Origin of the sequence: Caulobacter sp. ErkDOM-C, assembly GCF_048541825.1 — a bacterium.
Classification (GTDB): Bacteria; Pseudomonadota; Alphaproteobacteria; order Caulobacterales; family Caulobacteraceae; genus Caulobacter.
In genome coordinates this window covers 3,668,494-3,684,770 of the sequence record NZ_CP183332.1, presented here as the reverse complement: position 1 = coordinate 3,684,770, position 16,277 = coordinate 3,668,494, and the positions used below count along the sequence as shown (strand labels likewise).

Annotated in this window: 15 protein-coding genes; 12 read left to right on the top strand and 3 right to left on the bottom strand. The window is 67.3% G+C overall.

Going from position 1 to position 16,277, the window contains the following annotated elements; genetic code table 11:
* Window positions 1-6 precede the first annotated feature (6 nt).
* Window positions 7-1,968, bottom strand: coding sequence for a transketolase (gene tkt / locus ACN2C8_RS17825; RefSeq protein WP_419253368.1), 1,962 nt, complete (start codon window positions 1,966-1,968; stop codon window positions 7-9).
* Window positions 1,969-2,161: 193 nt separating this feature from the next.
* On the opposite strand from tkt, the gene ACN2C8_RS17820 reads away from it, so the two are divergent.
* Entirely contained in the window at window positions 2,162-4,198 is a 2,037-nt protein-coding gene (locus ACN2C8_RS17820) for an NAD(+) synthase (RefSeq protein WP_419253367.1), read from the top strand.
* A 101-nt stretch (window positions 4,199-4,299) separates the two neighbouring features.
* Window positions 4,300-5,592, top strand: coding sequence for a mannose-1-phosphate guanylyltransferase (locus ACN2C8_RS17815; RefSeq protein WP_419253366.1), 1,293 nt, complete (start codon window positions 4,300-4,302; stop codon window positions 5,590-5,592).
* On the opposite strand, the gene ACN2C8_RS17810 is transcribed toward ACN2C8_RS17815, so the two are convergent.
* Window positions 5,576-6,742: an AGE family epimerase/isomerase gene (locus tag ACN2C8_RS17810; protein ID WP_419253365.1), complete on the bottom strand. Its 1,167-nt coding sequence runs from the start codon at window positions 6,740-6,742 to the stop codon at window positions 5,576-5,578. The two genes, ACN2C8_RS17815 and ACN2C8_RS17810, sit on opposite strands and share 17 nt — an antisense overlap.
* A 76-nt stretch (window positions 6,743-6,818) precedes the next feature.
* Between ACN2C8_RS17810 and ACN2C8_RS17805 the strand changes: the two genes are divergently transcribed.
* The 8 genes from ACN2C8_RS17805 (at window position 6,819) to ACN2C8_RS17770 (ending at window position 12,690) form a co-directional block, all read left to right on the top strand.
* Window positions 6,819-7,379, top strand: a complete 561-nt coding sequence (locus ACN2C8_RS17805; protein WP_419253364.1) for a D-glycero-alpha-D-manno-heptose-1,7-bisphosphate 7-phosphatase — start codon at window positions 6,819-6,821, stop codon at window positions 7,377-7,379.
* A gap of 2 nt (window positions 7,380-7,381) precedes the next feature.
* Window positions 7,382-8,257 carry a dTDP-4-dehydrorhamnose reductase gene (gene rfbD, locus ACN2C8_RS17800; RefSeq protein ID WP_419255916.1) on the top strand — a complete coding sequence of 292 codons (876 nt, stop codon included), beginning with the start codon at window positions 7,382-7,384 and terminating at the stop codon, window positions 8,255-8,257.
* 77 nt (window positions 8,258-8,334) lie between these two features.
* Window positions 8,335-8,988 carry a fructose-6-phosphate aldolase gene (gene fsa, locus ACN2C8_RS17795; protein WP_419253363.1) on the top strand — a complete coding sequence of 218 codons (654 nt, stop codon included), beginning with the start codon at window positions 8,335-8,337 and terminating at the stop codon, window positions 8,986-8,988.
* Window positions 8,989-9,119: 131 nt separating this feature from the next.
* Window positions 9,120-9,353: a hypothetical protein gene (locus tag ACN2C8_RS17790; protein WP_419253362.1), complete on the top strand. Its 234-nt coding sequence runs from the start codon at window positions 9,120-9,122 to the stop codon at window positions 9,351-9,353.
* A 69-nt stretch (window positions 9,354-9,422) separates the two neighbouring features.
* Window positions 9,423-10,832: a pyridoxal-phosphate dependent enzyme gene (locus tag ACN2C8_RS17785; protein ID WP_419253361.1), complete on the top strand. Its 1,410-nt coding sequence runs from the start codon at window positions 9,423-9,425 to the stop codon at window positions 10,830-10,832.
* Window positions 10,833-10,893: 61 nt separating this feature from the next.
* Window positions 10,894-11,172, top strand: a complete 279-nt coding sequence (locus ACN2C8_RS17780) for a type II toxin-antitoxin system ParD family antitoxin (RefSeq protein ID WP_419253360.1) — start codon at window positions 10,894-10,896, stop codon at window positions 11,170-11,172.
* On the top strand, window positions 11,173-11,490 hold the full coding sequence (locus tag ACN2C8_RS17775) for a type II toxin-antitoxin system RelE/ParE family toxin (RefSeq protein WP_419253359.1): 318 nt from the start codon (window positions 11,173-11,175) through the stop codon (window positions 11,488-11,490).
* Window positions 11,491-11,514: 24 nt separating this feature from the next.
* Window positions 11,515-12,690 carry a trans-sulfuration enzyme family protein gene (locus ACN2C8_RS17770; protein WP_419253358.1) on the top strand — a complete coding sequence of 392 codons (1,176 nt, stop codon included), beginning with the start codon at window positions 11,515-11,517 and terminating at the stop codon, window positions 12,688-12,690.
* On the opposite strand, the gene ACN2C8_RS17765 is transcribed toward ACN2C8_RS17770, so the two are convergent.
* Window positions 12,620-13,606, bottom strand: a complete 987-nt coding sequence (locus ACN2C8_RS17765) for a mechanosensitive ion channel family protein (protein ID WP_419253357.1) — start codon at window positions 13,604-13,606, stop codon at window positions 12,620-12,622. The two genes, ACN2C8_RS17770 and ACN2C8_RS17765, sit on opposite strands and share 71 nt — an antisense overlap.
* 156 nt (window positions 13,607-13,762) lie before the next feature.
* Here ACN2C8_RS17765 and ACN2C8_RS17760 point away from each other — a divergent pair, with 156 nt between their 5' ends.
* Window positions 13,763-14,923: a DegT/DnrJ/EryC1/StrS family aminotransferase gene (locus ACN2C8_RS17760; RefSeq protein WP_419253356.1), complete on the top strand. Its 1,161-nt coding sequence runs from the start codon at window positions 13,763-13,765 to the stop codon at window positions 14,921-14,923.
* Window positions 14,924-15,067: 144 nt separating this feature from the next.
* Window positions 15,068-16,261, top strand: a complete 1,194-nt coding sequence (locus tag ACN2C8_RS17755; RefSeq protein WP_419255915.1) for a multidrug effflux MFS transporter — start codon at window positions 15,068-15,070, stop codon at window positions 16,259-16,261.
* The last annotated feature ends 16 nt before the right edge of the window (window positions 16,262-16,277 follow it).

The following is a 16,277-nucleotide window of genomic DNA, read 5'->3' as shown; positions in this document are numbered from 1 at the left end:
CTTGGATCAGGCGGCCGCGGCGGCCACGGCCTCGGCGGTGATGCCGAACTCCTTGTAGAGCCGCTCGAACGGGGCGCTGGCGCCAAAGCCGGTCATGCCGACAAAGCCGCCGTCCTCGCCGATGAAGCGTTCCCAGCCCTGGCGGATGCCCGCTTCAACCGCGACGCGCTTTGCCGCCGTGCCGATCACCGCCTGGCGATAGGCGGCTGGCTGCTGCTCGAACAGCTCCCAGCAGGGAACCGAGACCACGCGGGTCGGCTTGCCCTGGCCCTGCAGGATGTCGCGCGCGGCGACGGCCACGCCGACCTCGGTGCCGGTGGCGAAGATCGTCACCGCCGCTTCGCCGCCGTCGGCCGCCAGCAGCTCATAGGCGCCCTTGGCCGACAGGTTCTGCTCGCCCGAGGCGCGGACGCCGACCGTCTTCTGACGCGACAGGGCCATGACCGACGGCGTGGTGGTCTGCTCCAGGGCGATCTTCCAGCACTCGGCGGCTTCCACCGCGTCGCACGGACGGAAGACCAGCAGGTTGGGAATAGCGCGCAGCGAGGCCACGTGCTCGACCGGCTGGTGGGTGGGGCCGTCCTCGCCCAGGCCGATGGAGTCGTGGGTCATGACGTGGATGACCTTCGCGCCCATCAGGGCGCCCAGGCGGATCGCCGCGCGGCTGTAGTCGGCGAACGCCAGGAAGGTGCCCGAATAGGGAATGACGCCGCCATGCAGGGCCATGCCGTTCATCGCCGCCGCCATGCCGAACTCGCGCACGCCGTAATGGACGTAGCGGCCGGCATAGTCGGGACCGTCAAAGGGCTTCATGCCCTTGACGAAGGTGTTGTTGGAGCCCGTCAGGTCGGCCGAGCCGCCGATCATTTCCGGGATCGCCGGGATCAGGTGATCCAGCGCCGCGCCAGAGTGAACGCGGGTGGCGTTGGCCGGCTTGGTCGAGGCCATGTTGGCGATATGGGCGTCGACGGCTTCAAAAGCCTTGGCCGGCAGGCCACCCGACATGGCGCGCGTGAACTCGGCGGCGTGGGCCGAGGCCTTCAGGCCCGCTTCCCAGGCCTTGCGCACCTTGGCGCCGCGACGGCCGACACTCTTCCAGGCCTTGGCGATGTCGTCGGGCACGGTGAACGGCGCGGCGTCCCAGCCCATGGCGACGCGCGAGGCGGCGATCTCGGGATCAAACAGGGTGTAGCCGTGGCTGTGGGGGTCGCCTTCTTTCGGACCCGCGCCCTTCGAGATCAGCGTCTTGCACGCGATCATGGTCGGGCGGTCCTGCTTGGTGGCCCAGCGCAGGGCGGCGGCGATCTTGCCGTGGTCGTGGCCGTCGACGACCTTGACCGCCCAGCCGGCGGCCTTGAAGCGCGCGACCTGGTCGCCGGTCTCGGAGATGGTGGCCACACCGTCGATGGTGGTGTTGTTGTCGTCGAACAGCACCGTCAGCTTGGACAGCTTCAGGCGGCCGGCGATGCTGATGGCTTCATGACTGACGCCTTCCATCAGGCAGCCGTCGCCGGCGATCACCCAGGTGCGGTGGTCGACAATGTCGGCGCCGAAGCGCGAGGCCAGATGGGCCTCGGCCATGGCCATGCCGACGGCGGTGGCCAGGCCCTGGCCCAGCGGGCCGGTGGTGCATTCAACGCCCGGCGTGTGGTGGACTTCCGGGTGGCCGGGGGTCAGCGAGCCCCACTGACGGAAGTTTTCGATCTCCTTCATCGTCATGGCCTTGAAGCCGGTCAGGTGAAGCAGGGAATAGATCAGCATCGAGCCGTGGCCCGCCGACAGCACGAAGCGGTCGCGGTCGGCCCAGTCGGGCTTTGCCGCGTCGAACTTGAGGAACTTGCTCCACAGCACCGTCGCCACATCGGCCATGCCCATCGGCATGCCCTGGTGTCCGGACTTGGCCTTGTGGACCGCATCCATGGAAAGGACGCGGATCGCGTCGGCCATTTTGATGGGCGAAACGGGCATGGGCGTTCGTCTTTGTTCGTTATGTTTTGCAGGGCTGCGCGGGCGCGAGGTCGCACGATGACCCCCTCGGGTCAAGGTTTGCGGGCCTTGGCGTGACACTTCGGCGACGTATCGGTGCTTTGCAACAACGGGCGGACGGGCTATAGCTTGATCGAGACTTATGCTCATTTTCAGCATAACTAAGGGTCCAGCCTTGGCGAACCTGCCGTTCTTCTCGCCCTACCGCCACGGCTTCGTCCGGGTCGCCACCGCCGTGCCCAAGGTCAAGCTGGTCGATCCAGCCGCCAATGCCGCCAGCGTGCTGGACCTGGTCGGCCAGGCCGATGCGGCGGGCGTGGCGGTGCTGGTGTTCCCCGAACTGGGACTGACCGGCTATTCCATAGATGACCTGCTGCAGCAGGACGCCCTGCTTGATGCGGTGGAGTCCGCGATCGACTCCCTGGCCCGCGCCAGCGCCACCCTGGCCCCGCTTTTCGTGGTCGGCGCGCCGCTACGCGTGGACGGCCGCCTCTACAACACCGCCGTCGCCATCCAGGGCGGCGCGGTGCGGGGCGTGATCCCCAAGAGCTTCCTGCCCAACTATCGCGAATTCTATGAGCGCCGCTGGTTCACGCCGGGGGCCGGCGTGGTCGGCAAGACCGTGACCCTGGCCGGCGAGACCGTGCCGTTCGGGACCGATGTCCTGCTGCGGGCCAGCGGCCCGACACCCTTCACGGTGGGACTCGAAATCTGCGAGGACGTCTGGACGCCGACCCCGCCCAGCACGGCCCAGGCCATGGCCGGGGCCGAGATCCTGCTGAACCTGTCGGCCAGCAACATTACCATCGGCAAGTCGCAGACCCGCCGCCTGCTGTGCGCCAGCCAGTCGGCCCGGGCCATCGCCGCCTATGTCTATTCGGCCGCCGGAGCCGGCGAGAGCTCGACCGACGTGGCCTGGGACGGTCACGCCGACATCCACGAGATGGGCCAGCTGCTGGCCGAGACGCCGCGCTTTTCGACCACCGCCGTGATGGCAATGGCCGATGTCGATGTCGACCGGATCCGCCAGGAACGCATGCGGGTGGTCAGCTTCGGTGACGCCGCCACGCTCGCGCCGCCGGCAACGCCGTTCCGGATCGTCCCGTTCGACTTCACCCCGCCGGCCGGCGACCTGGCCCTGGCCCGCACAGTCGAGCGCTTCCCGTTCACGCCGTCGGATCCCGCGCAGCTGAGCGACAACTGCTACGAAGCCTACAATATCCAGGTCCAGGGCCTGGCCCGCCGGGTCGAGGCCTCGGGCCTGAAAAAGCTGGTGATCGGCATCTCGGGGGGGCTCGACTCGACCCACGCCCTGATCGTCGCCGCCAAGGCCATCGACCAGCTGGGCCTGCCGCGCACCAATATCCTGGCCTACACCCTGCCCGGCTTCGCGACCTCGGACCGCACCAAGTCCAACGCCTGGAAGCTGATGAAGGCCATGGGCGTCAGCGCCGACGAGATCGACATCCGCCCGGCCGCCGAAGTGATGCTCAAGGACCTCGACCACCCCTATAGCCGGGGCGAGCCGGTCTATGACGTGACCTTCGAGAATATCCAGGCCGGCCTGCGCACCGACTATCTGTTCCGCCTGGCCAACCACAACGGCGCTCTGGTCGTCGGCACCGGCGACCTGTCGGAACTGGCGCTCGGCTGGTGCACCTATGGCGTCGGCGACCAGATGAGCCACTACAATCCTAATTCCGGCGTGGCCAAGACCCTGATCCAGCACCTGATCCGCTTCGTGGCCGCCTCGGGCGACGTCGATGCGGCGACGGCCGATCTGCTGGAGGACATCCTCGATACCGAGATCTCGCCCGAACTGGTGCCGGGCGAGCAGGTGCAGGCCACCGAGAGCTTCGTGGGGCCCTACGCCCTGCAGGACTACAACCTCTACTACCTGACCCGCTACGGCATGAGCCCGTCGAAGATCGCCTTCCTGGCCTGGACCGCCTGGCATGACGCCGCGGCCGGCGCCTGGCCGGTCGGGACGCCGGACGCCCAGCGCAGGGCCTACGACCTGCCGGAGATCAAGCGCTGGCTGGAGCTGTTCCTGCGCCGGTTCTTCGCCAACCAGTTCAAGCGCTCGGCCATGCCCAACGGCCCGAAGATCTCATCGGGCGGGGCCCTGTCGCCGCGCGGCGACTGGCGGATGCCGTCAGACGCGACCGCCGACATCTGGCTGGCGGAACTGCACGCCAATACGGCGGTCTAGAAAATTCCCACCCTGTGCAGTTCGTCACCGGCGATCGTTAAGAGACCCGTGCTAGTTAAGAAATGGACCTCGTTGAGAGGTCGTGAGGACGTGGGGGCCTTGTGAGCGCGATCTATCCGGTGATCCTGTGCGGCGGTTCAGGCACGCGGCTGTGGCCGGCCTCGCGGGCCGACCAGCCCAAGCAGTTCCTCAAACTGATCGGCGACCATTCCAGCTTCCAGGACACCGTGCTGCGGGTGGCGAGCCTGCCCGGCCGCGCCGAGATCGTCATCGTCACCGGCGGAGCCATGGTCGAGTTCGTGCTGGCTCAGACGGCGCAGATCGGCGTGCCGGTCACCGTGCTGGTCGAGCCGGAAGCCCGCGACAGCGCCCCGGCCGTGGCCGTGGCCGCCGCCTATGTCCAGTCGCGCGATCCGGACGGCGTGGCCCTGATGCTGGCCGCCGACCACTATATCGCCGAACCCGAGATCTTCGGCCAAGCCGCCGTCACCGCCGCCCGCGCCGCTGCGGAAGGCTGGATCGTCACCTTCGGCGTCAAGCCCACCGCCCCGGCCACCGGCTTTGGCTATATCCGCCCGGGCGACGCCCTGCTGGACGGCAGCGTCAACAGCGTGGCCGCCTTCGTCGAGAAGCCCGACCGCGCCACCGCGCAGGCCTATGTCGCCGATGGCTATCTGTGGAACAGCGGCAACTTCGCCTTCAAGGCCGACATGCTGCTGGGCGAGCTCGACGCCTTCGAGCCCACCGTCTCGGCCGCCGCCCGCGCTTGCATCACCGCCCTGAAGCTCGAAGACGGCGTCGCCCGTCTGGACAAGGCCGCCTTCGCCGGCGCCGCCAAGATCTCGCTCGACTATGCGGTGATGGAGCGCACCCAGAAGGCCGCCGTGGTTCCCGCCGCCTTCTCGTGGTCGGACCTGGGGGCGTGGGACGCCATCTGGGACGCCTTCCCCAAGGATGGCGGCCAGAACGCCGTCTCCGGCGACGTGACCCTGATCGATTGCGAGCGCGTTCTGGCCCGCTCGACCGGTCCGTTCATCGGGGTGATCGGTCTGTCGGATATCGTCGTCGTGGCCGAGCCCGACGCCATCCTTGTCTGCCACCGCGACGCCAGCCAGGCGGTCAAGACCCTGGTCGACGGCCTCAAGCGCGATGGCCGCGCGATCGCCAGCGGCCGGGACCGGGGCAATAGCCCGCGCAAGGTGCTGACGACCACCGCAACGACCCAGGTCGAGCAATGGACCCTGAAGGCCGGCGAGAGCGTCGAACTGCCCGCCGGCGTGGTTCAGGTGCTGGACGGACAGGTGGGAGGCCTCGGCGCGGTCACCACGCTGGACACCGCGACAAGCGTCCAGGCGACGACCGCCGCCGTCCTGCTGGTTACGTCGCGGCTGTGACCACCCGGTCCATCTCCGCGATGGCGCAGACGATGTGGTAGAACGAGGAAGCCGGTGCGGCTTCCTCGACGAAGGCGCCGTCGGGCTTGAGCTTGTCGCGCCACAGGCCCGGCACGGGTGTGCGCAGATACTGCAGCAGCCCTTCGGCCCCCTCGGCGGCCACACCCCACCACCGGTCATCGCCGGTGACCTCGGCGGCCAGGACGCCGGCCTTGATCCGCTCGGTCTGCGGCCACAGGCGAGCCCCGGCGTCGTGAGCGGTCATGTCGTCGAGCATGGCGTTCATGCCGACGCCGCGCTCGGGATCGACGCCCTTGGTTTCGGCCAGATCGATCATCCGCAGGGCCGCGGCGATGGCGTCGGGACGCTCGGCCAGCTTGCCCCAGCGCAGCAGCAGCCAGGCCCACTCATACTGATGGCCCGGCTCCCAGATCCGGCCGGCCACGCCCGGGGCAGGGTTCCACTGGTCATCAAAGAACTCGCGCAGCGCGCCGGTCTCGGCGGAGATGAACCTGGTCAGCGCCAGCTCGGCGATCTCATCGGCCAGGGCCCGCCATTTCGGATCGGCGTCGATGGCGTTCCAGGCCAGACAGGCCTCGAACAGGTGCATGTGCGGGTTGGAGTGCAGGGGCGGATCGGTGGGTGTCGACTCGTTGAAGCCGCCCCGCGGGTTCTTCTGCGTCGCATAGAGGGTCTCGCGCACCGAGACGGCGACGTCGCGCAGATCGCAGCGCCCCGTCACCGCGCAGGCATTGGCCAAAGCGAACATCGCGAAGGCCTGATCATAAAGAGCCGAGGTGTCGTCCAGGCTGACCCCGCCCGGGCCGACCAGGGCCCGGAACAGGCCGTCGGGCTTGCGATAGACGTCGAGATAATAGCTCAGGCCGTGCTCGACCGCCTGCCGCCACGGGCCGGTCCAGCCCAGGTCCTTGGCGGCGGCGAAGGCGTAGATCTGGCGCGGCAGCACCCGGCCCCGGCGCGGCGAGTCCTTGGCCTCGCCGGACTGCTCGATGGTCTCGAAGAAGCCACCGCCCTTGTGGTCCGCGCCAACCGTCCACCACAGCGGGAAGGCGGTCGAGAGCGCCCAACCTTTCAACCGGTCGCGCAGGCGAGCGGCGTCGTTGAAGGCGCCGTTCAGGGTGTCGGGCATCGAGAACTCTCCAGGTGCGGGTATTTTCTAATCGCGTTCTGACCGCTACGCCAAGACGAGAGCTTGGCGCCCCACGATGACAGACGATAAAGCTCGATCCATGGACACCCCGCCTCCTCTTCGCGCCGTCTTCCTCGACCGGGATGGCGTGCTCAATGTCGACCACGGCTATGTCGCCGATCCCGCCCGGCTGGTCTGGATCGATGGCGCCCGCGAGGCCGTGGCTGCCCTGACCGGGGCCGGTCTGAAGGTGATGGTGGTCACCAACCAGTCGGGGATCGGCCGCGGCTATTTCGAGGAGGCGGCCATGCACGGTTTCCATGCCGCGATGCAGGCCCAGCTGGCGCCCCTGGGCGGGCAGATCGACGCCTTCTATTTCGCGCCGCATCACGAGAACGCCGCCATCGACGCCTATCGCGTCGCCGACCACCCCGACCGCAAGCCCAATCCCGGCATGGTGCTGCGGGGCCTGGCCGATTTCGGCCTGACCCCCGCCGAGGCGGTGATCATCGGCGACCGGTCCAGCGACGTCGAGGCCGGACGCCGCGCCGGCCTGCCGGGCTTTCTGTTCCGGGGCGGCGACCTGCACGCCTTCGTGGTCGAGGTACTGGGCGACCGGGTTCCGGGCCTGAAATGACCCTGAGGGTCCTGCAGTTCGGGGCCACGGGACAGGTCGGCCAGGCGCTGATCGCCGCAGCGGCGGACAGGATCGCCCTGACGACCCTCTCGCGGGCCGAGGTCGATCTGACCGATCCCGCAGCCATCCGCGCCGCGATCCTGGCGGCCGATTGCGACCTGGTCTGGAACGCCGCCGCCTTCACGATGGTGGACAGGGCCGAGAGCGAGCCTGAAGCCGCCTTTGCCGTCAACGCGACCGCGCCCGGGGCCATGGCCGCCGCCTGCGCCGAGCGCGACCTGCCCTTCATCCATCTGTCGACCGACAGCGTCTTCGACGGCCAGACGACCCGGCCCTATGTCGAAACCGATCCCGCCGAGCCGATCAGCGTCTATGGCCACTCGAAGCTGGCGGGAGAGCAGGCCGTGCTGGCCCACCCGCGCACGACGGTGCTGCGGGTCTCGTGGGTGTTCTCGCCGTACGGCCGCAACTACGTCTCCTTCATGCTGGAGCTGGGCCGCACGCGGGAGGTGCTGAAGGTGGTCGCCGACCAGCATGGCAGCCCCACCGACGGCGAGGCCTTGGCCGGGTTCATGGTCGCCAGCGCCGGGCGCTGGGCGGGCGCTGCGGCAGATGATCCGGCCTTTGGCCTGTTCCACTTCGCCAACAGCGGCGAGACCAGCCGTTTCGAGTTCGCCAAGGCCGCCATCGCTCGCGACCCACTGACTCGCGCCCGCCTGAAGCCGACCACGCAGGCCGCCTTCGCCGAGGCCGCCGCCCGCCCGCCGCGCTCGCCGCTCGACAGCGGCAAGCTGGCCGCGACCTTCGGTTTCACGCCCCAGCCCTGGAAGCCGGCCGTGGAACGCGTGGCGGACCGGCTGGTCCGCAACCGCTTGTGACGTCGCCCCTGCTGGCGCGCGGCGGCCCATCGCGATAAACCGGCCCAAAGCCCCACAAAAATCAGCGCAAGAGTCCCATGCAGATCTTCCTCGACAGCACCGACACCAAGGTCATCGCCGACCTGGCCTCCACCGGCCTGGTGGATGGCGTGACCACCAACCCGACCCTGATCGCCAAGGCGGGTCGTCCCATGCTGGAAGTGATCGCCGAGATCTGCGACCTGGTGCCCGGTCCGATCAGCGCCGAAGTCGCCGCCACCACCCATGAGGCGATGATCGCCGAAGGCACCAAGCTGGCCGGCATCGCCCCCAATGTCGTGGTCAAGATCCCGCTGACCCGTGATGGTTTGATCGCCTGCGCCGCCTTCGCCAGCGAGGGCATCTCGACCAATGTCACCCTGTGTTTCTCGCCGACCCAGGCCCTGCTGGCCGCCAAGGCCGGCGCGACCTTCGTCTCGCCGTTCATCGGCCGCCTGGATGACTATGGCTTCGACGGCATGGACCTGATCCGCGACATCCGCACCATCTATGACAATTTCGGCTACGAGACCGAGATCCTGGCCGCCTCGGTGCGCAATGTCGCCCACGTCAAGGACGCCGCCATCGTCGGCGCCGACGTCGTCACCATCCCGCCCTCGGTGTTCAGCGACCTGTTCAAGCACCCGCTGACCGACAAGGGCCTGGAACAGTTCATGAAGGACTGGGCCGGCACCGGACAATCGATCCTTTAGGGCGATCTCATGAACGGCGCCGGACTCGCCCGGCGCCGTTCATATGAACACTGATTATTTCGCTTACGCGAACTGTGTTCGCATTTGCGATCGCGTGCGTTAGGATGGCAACAGCCACAGGGGAGACTGTCATGGTCCCGACCGACGCCACCGCCGAGATCCGCCTTGCCGATTCCGCCGAGGCCGCCAGCTTCTCGACCTTCGTTCAGGGCTTCCTGTCGGCCAACGGTTTTCCGTTCGTGATCATCCACGACGCGCCCGAGGTCGCCGGCCAGATGCGTCGCGTGGTCTTCGAGGACGCCAGGGTCAGCCGCAAGTTCGCCCAGGAATGGGTGCGGCTGCGCGGCACACTGGGCCAGGCCTAAGACCTTTCAATTCTTGCTGAATGGGGCCTAACTAGGGAAAATCGTTTCTTCTGGTCGCGGAGCTGCGCCATGAACGACCCCAAACCAGGCCTTCTGGTCCCTTACCTCCCTCCTATAGTCGGTTCGGCGCTCGACCTGATCGGCAACACCCCGATGGTCGAGGTCAGCAACCTCGACACCGGCCTCTGCCGCCTGTTCCTAAAGTTGGAGAACCAGAACCCCGGCGGCTCAATCAAGGATCGCATCGCCCGCGCCATGATCGACGCCGCCGAGGCCGATGGCAGCCTCAAGCCCGGCGGCGTGATCATCGAGGCCACGGCCGGCAACACCGGCCTGGGCCTGGCCCAGGTAGCCACCTTGAAGGGCTACAGGCTGATCCTGATCGTCCCCGACAAGATGGCGCGGGAAAAGATCCTGCACCTGCGGGCCATGGGCGTGGACGTGCGCCTGACCCGCAGCGATGTCGGCAGGGGCCATCCCGAATACTACCAAGACATGGCCCAGACCCTGGCCCAGTCGATCCCCGGCTCGATCTATGTCAACCAGTTCGAGAACCCGGCTAATCCGCTGGCGCATGAGACCACCACCGCGCCGGAACTGCTGACCCAGATGGGCGGCGACATCGACGCCATCGTGGTGGGCGTCGGCTCGGGCGGCACCCTGACGGGCATCGGCCGCTACATGCAAAAGCACTCGCCCAAGACGGTGATGGTGCTGGCCGACCCGGTCGGCTCGATCCTGTGCGACTATGTGGCCACCGGCACGTTCGGCGAGGCCGGCAGCTGGATCGTCGAAGGCATCGGCGAGGATTTCATCCCCGACAACGCCCAGATGGACCTGGTCTCGAAAGCCTATTCGATCAGCGACCGCGAGAGCGTCGACACCGCGCGTCTGCTCCTGAAAAAGGAGGGCATTCTGGGCGGCTCATCGGCGGGCTGCCTGCTGGCGGCGGCGCTGCGCTATTGCCGCGAGCAGACTGAGCCCAAGCGGGTGGTCACCCTGGTCTGCGACACCGGCTCGAAATATCTGACCAAGATGTTCAACGACTTCTGGCTGGCGGCCCATGGCTTCGACGGCCGGGAGCTACATGGCGACCTGCGCGACCTGATCGCCAAGCGCTATGTCGACGGCGGAGTGGTGGCCATCGGTTCGGACGACACCCTGCTGACCGCCTATAATCGCATGCGCTCCAGCGACGTCAGCCAGCTGCCGGTTGTCGATCACGGCAAGCTGGTGGGCATTCTCGACGAGAGCGACATCCTGGCCGCCGTCGAGGACGATGATCGCGACCTGCGGTTCAAGACGCCGGTGGGCGAGGCGATGACCCGCGCGGTCAACACCCTGCAGTCGACGCAAGGCGTCGACGCCCTGCCGGAGGTCTTCGATCGCGACGAGGTGGCCCTGGTCTGCGAGGGCGAGCAGTTCCTGGGCGTGATCACCCGGGTGGACCTGATCAATCACCTGCGGATGGCGGGGTGACTGTTGCGGAAATGTTCTCGCGGAGTCATGCTGAGGCGGCGAGGATCGAAACGAGGATCGCATGACCCTAAAGGTGGAATTACCTCCGGCGCTTAAAACCTTCGCTCAGGATTGCGTCTCCGATGGCCGCTATCCCAATGTCAGCGAGGTCCTGATTTCAGGCCTTCGGTTGTTGCAGGACCAGGAAGCGCGCAAGGCGGCGTTCATGGCGATGCTTAAAGAGGCCGAGGCCGAGGCCGACCGCGATGGCTGCTTCACGGTCGAGGAGGTCATGGCCGAAATCGATGAGCTCATCGACGGCATCGACGCCGAAAACAAAGCCAAGACCGCAGTCGGATAGATGTCGGCCATTCTAGGCCCAGGCGCGCGGCGCGACATTTACAACGTGGCGCGCGTCATCGCTCAGGACAACGTTTCCGCGGCGCGACGCTTTCCAAGAGCGGTCGCCGCGGTCGCCAGGCAAATCGGCGACTTCCCTGAGATCGGCGTCGAACGCCCAGACTTGGCCTCACCGCCATACAGGTTCGCGATTGTGCCCGGCTTTCCCTACGTCGCCGTCTATGACGCGAGTCCACGACCGCCGGTGATCCGACGCATTCTTCACGGCGCTCAGGATCTTCAAGACATTCTGAGGACTCTCCCTCGCAACAATGCCTAGCTATTTTCGTTCCGAAAGCCGCCCATGACCGACCTCCCCGGCAAGAACCGCCTGGCCTTCGACACCCGCACGATCCACGGCGGCCAGTTCCCCGACCCGACCACAGGGGCGGTGATGGTGCCGATCTACGCGACCTCGACCTATGTCCAGTCCAGCCCCGGCGAGCACAAGGGCTTTGAATACAGCCGCAGCCATAACCCGACCCGCTTCGCCTTTGAGCGGTCGATCGCCGATCTGGAAAGCGGGACGGCGGGCTTTGCCTTCGCCTCGGGCCTGGCGGCGGCCTCGACCATTCTCGAGACGCTCGACAGCGGCGCGCATGTGATCGCCAGCGACGACCTGTATGGCGGCTCGTTCCGGCTGTTCGACAAGGTGCGCAAGCGCTCGGCGGGCCTGAAGTTCAGCTTCGTCGACATGGGCGACCTGTCGGCGATCGAGGCGGCGATCACGTCCGAGACGAAGATGATCTGGGTGGAGACCCCGACCAATCCGATGCTGCGGCTGGCCGATCTGGCCGCCATCGCCGCCCTGGCCAAGACCCGCGGCCTGATCACCGTCGCCGACAACACCTTCGCCAGCCCCTATGTCCAGCGGCCGCTGGAGCTGGGCTTCGACATCGTCATGCACTCGGCAACCAAGTACCTGAACGGTCACTCCGACGTGGTCGCCGGCGTCGCCGTGGTGGGCGAAAACGCTGAACTGGCCGCCCAGATGAAGTTCCTGCAGAACGCCGTCGGCGCGGTTCTGGGGCCCTTCGACAGCTTCCTGGCCCTGCGCGGCGTCAAGACCCTGGCCCTGCGCATGGAGCGGGCCTGCCAGAGCGCCCTGACCATCGCCAAGTGGCTGGAAGCCCGGCCCGACATCGGTCGGGTGATCTATCCGGGTCTGGAAAGCCACCCACAGCATGAGCTGGCCAAGCGCCAGATGCTCAATGGCTTCGGCGGCATCATCTCGGTCGACATCAAGGGCGGCCTGGCCCCGGCCCGGCGAATGCTGGAGCGCACGCGGCTGTTCACCCTCGCCGAAAGCCTGGGCGGGGTGGAAAGCCTTATCGAACATCCGGCGATCATGACCCACGCCTCGATCCCCGCCGAGCAGCGTGCGGCGCTAGGGATCAGCGAAGGCCTGGTCAGGCTTTCGGTGGGGATCGAGGCTTGCTCGGACCTGATTTCCGACCTCGAAGCGGCCCTGGCATCTTGAACATCAGATGATGCTCCTCCTCGCCCGGCATGGCCGGCGAGGGATCCACGGCCTTGGTCGGACGCGGCGGTGGCAGGTCGGTGCGCGCCGGGTCTTCGGACAGCAGATGGGCGGTCAGCATCAGGTCGGTCTTCACCGAGGCGAAATCCTCCCTGGCCGTCCAGGCCCGGATCGCGGCCTGGGCGAAGGCTTCAGACAGGTCGGTGACCTCGATCTGCACGGCCGGCTCCTTGCGGATGCGCGGGTCGCTCTCGGCCCGCTCGCGCAGGCGCTTGAGCACCGCGACCAGATCGGTCTTCAGGGGCACCTTGAACAGCACGTCCACGCGGCGCGTCCGGTGGGCCGAATAGTTCAGGATGACATCGCCGAACACCTTGCTGTTGGGGATCATCACCTTGACGTTGTCGAAGGTGGCGATCTCGGTGAACAGCAGATCCAGCGACTTGACCGTGCCGACCCGGGTCACGGTCTCGATCACGTCGCCGACCCGATAAGGCCGAAACAGCAGGATCATCACCCCGGCGGCCACGTTCGACAGGGCGCCCTGCAGGGCCAGGCCAATGGCCAGCGACGCCGCGCCGAGGACGGCGATGATCGAGGTGGCCTGGACGCCGACCTGCTGCAGCACAGCCACCAGGCCGACGGCGATCACCGCATAGCGCACCAGAGAGGCGCCGAAGGTTTCCAGGGTCTGGTCGGGGTTGTTGCGGTGGACGCGTCCCAGGGTCCGGCGCACCACCTTGGCGGCCCAGCCCGCCAGCCAGAAGGTCAGGCCCAGGATCAGGGCGGCGACCACCAGATTGACCGCCACCTTGCCGACCCAGTCGAGGAAGTGCCCCAGTACAGTCTCGTCGGCCCAAATGTTGGCGACGGCGGGCAGGCTGGCGTCGGGCGGAATCACGGTGGGCTTGGTCATGGACCTCTCGATGGCGCCCCCGCGCGAAGCGGTCAACGAACAGGGCCAGAGGGCCGTTCCCGACCCCGGCCGCGAGGCTCCGCTTCGTTCCGGCGAAACAGTCGGTTACATCAATTGGCTCGAACTCGCCTCGATCCGCCTCTATGAGCGCCGCCCATGAGCATGCCCTTCATCGACCTGGCCGCCCAGCAACGCCGGATCCGCGACAGGATCGACGCCGCCATCGCCGGCGTGCTCGACAGCGGCGCCTATGTGATGGGTCCACAGGTTCGCGCGTTCGAGGCCCAACTGGCCGCCTTTGGCGAGGCCAAGCTGGCCCTGTCCTGCGCCAACGGCACCGACGCCATCGCCCTGCCGCTGATGGCCTGGGGCATCGGCAAGGGCGACGCGGTGTTCTGTCCGTCCTTCACCTTCGCCGCGACGCCGGAAGTGGTGCCGTGGGTCGATGCGACGCCGGTATTTGTCGATATCCTGCCCGACACCTTCAACCTCGATCCCGCCGCGCTGGAGGCCGCGATCGCCAGCGTGAAGGCGCAGGGCAAGCTGACACCCAAGGTCGTGATCGCGGTGGATCTGTTCGGCCAGCCCGCCGACTATCCGGCCATCAAGGCGATTTGCGACCGCGAAGGCCTGAAGCTGATCGCCGACAGCGCCCAGGGCTTTGGCTGCACGCTGAACGGCCATCACCCGCTGCACTGGGCCGACATGGCCACCACCAGCTTCTTCCCGGCCAAGCCGCTGGGCTGCTACGGCGATGGCGGGGCGGTGCTGACCAACGACCAGGACCTGTGGGACCTGATGGACAGCTACCGCGTCCACGGCAAGGCGGTGGCGCCTGACCTGGTGGGTCGCACCTTCGACCACGACACCAAGTATCTGAACACCCGCATCGGCATGAACTCGCGGCTGGATACGATCCAGGCGGCGATCCTGATCGAGAAGCTGGCGATCTTCGCCGAAGAGATCCAGCTGCGTCAGACGGTGGCCGACCGCTATGCGGCGGGCCTTGAAGGCGCGGTGCTGGCGGTTCCCAAGGTGATCGACGGCGGCGTCTCGGTGTGGGCGCAATATGTCATCGAGCATGAGAACCGCGACGGCCTGGCCGCGCATCTGAAGACGCAGGGCATTCCCACGGCGGTCTATTATCCGGTGCCGATGCATATCCAGGCGCCCTATGCGGACTTCCCGCGCGGCCCGGGCGGCCTGCCAGTCACCGAGACCAAGGCCGAGACCGTGCTGGCCCTGCCGATGCACCCGTATCTGGAAGCGGCCGAGCAGCAGAAGATCATCGACGCGATCCGCGCCTTCAACGGCTAGGCGCGAGGGCGGCGGCGGCTAGTCGCCCGTCACATCGGGGGGCTATAGGACAGGCGTAGCGTCGCCCCTTCAGGTCGGACGTCGTCCAGACCGAGGGTTCCCATGTCGCACGCAGAGCAGACCTCCCCCCCGCCGCATCCGGGGATGGGCTTCAAGCAGTTCGTTGCCCTGATCGCGGCGATGATGGCGACCAACGCCCTGGCCATTGACTCCATGCTGCCGGCCCTGCCGCAGATCGGCCATGCCCTGGGCGTGGCCAGCGCCAACCAGCATCAGTGGATCATCACCGCCTATCTGCTGGGCTTCGGCGCGGCGCAGCTGTTCTACGGCCCGCTGGCCGACCGTTTCGGACGCAAGCCGGTGCTGATGGTCGGCCTCGCCCTCTATGTGCTGTTCGCCGGTCTGTGCGCCTTTTCCACCTCGTTCGAGATGCTGCTGATCGCCCGGGCCCTGTGCGGCGTCGGCGCGGCCGCCACCCGGGTGCTGTCGGTGTCGATCGTCCGCGACTGCTATAGCGGCCGGGAGATGGCCAAGGTGATGTCGCTGTCGTTCATCGTCTTCCTGGCCGTGCCGATCATCGCCCCGTCGGTGGGCCAGGCCATCGTGCTGGTCGCGCCATGGCCGTGGATCTTCCTGGTCCTGGCGATCTTCGGCCTGCTGGTCATCGGCTGGGCAGCGGTCAAGCTGCCCGAGACCCTGCATCCGCAGGACCGTGTTCCGCTGGAGGCAGGGCCCGTAATCGCGGCCTTCAAGGCCTGCCTGACCAACCGTGTCGCTATCGGCTACGCCCTGGCCGCCACCCTGGTGCTGGGCGGCCTGTTCGGCTTCCTCAACTCGGCCCAGCAGGTCTTTGTCGACGTGCTGGGGGCGGGCAAGCTGTTCACCGTCATCTTTGCCGGCATTGCAGGGGGCATCGCCATCGCCTCGCTGGTCAATTCCAGGATCGTCGGCAAGCTGGGCATGCGGCGGGTCTCGCACGTGGCCCTGTGCAGCTATATCGCCTTCGCCGCTGTCCACGCGGTGATCGCCCTGGCGGGCCACGAGACCCTGTGGACCTTCGCCATCCTGCAGACCTGCATGATGTTCTGCTTTGGCCTGACGATGTCGAACTTCGGTGCGCTGGCCATGGAGCCTCTGGGCCACCTGGCCGGCACGGCGGCCTCGGTGCAGGGCTTCATCACCACCATTGGCGGGGCCCTGCTAGGTTTCTGGATCGGCCAGCTGTTCGACGGCACGGTGGTACCCCTGACCCTGGGTTTCACCGGCTTTGGCCTGGCGGGCCTGGTCGCCGTGATCATCACTGAAAAGGGCCGGCTGTTCCACACCGGGGACGCTTAGGGCGTCGCCAACGGCC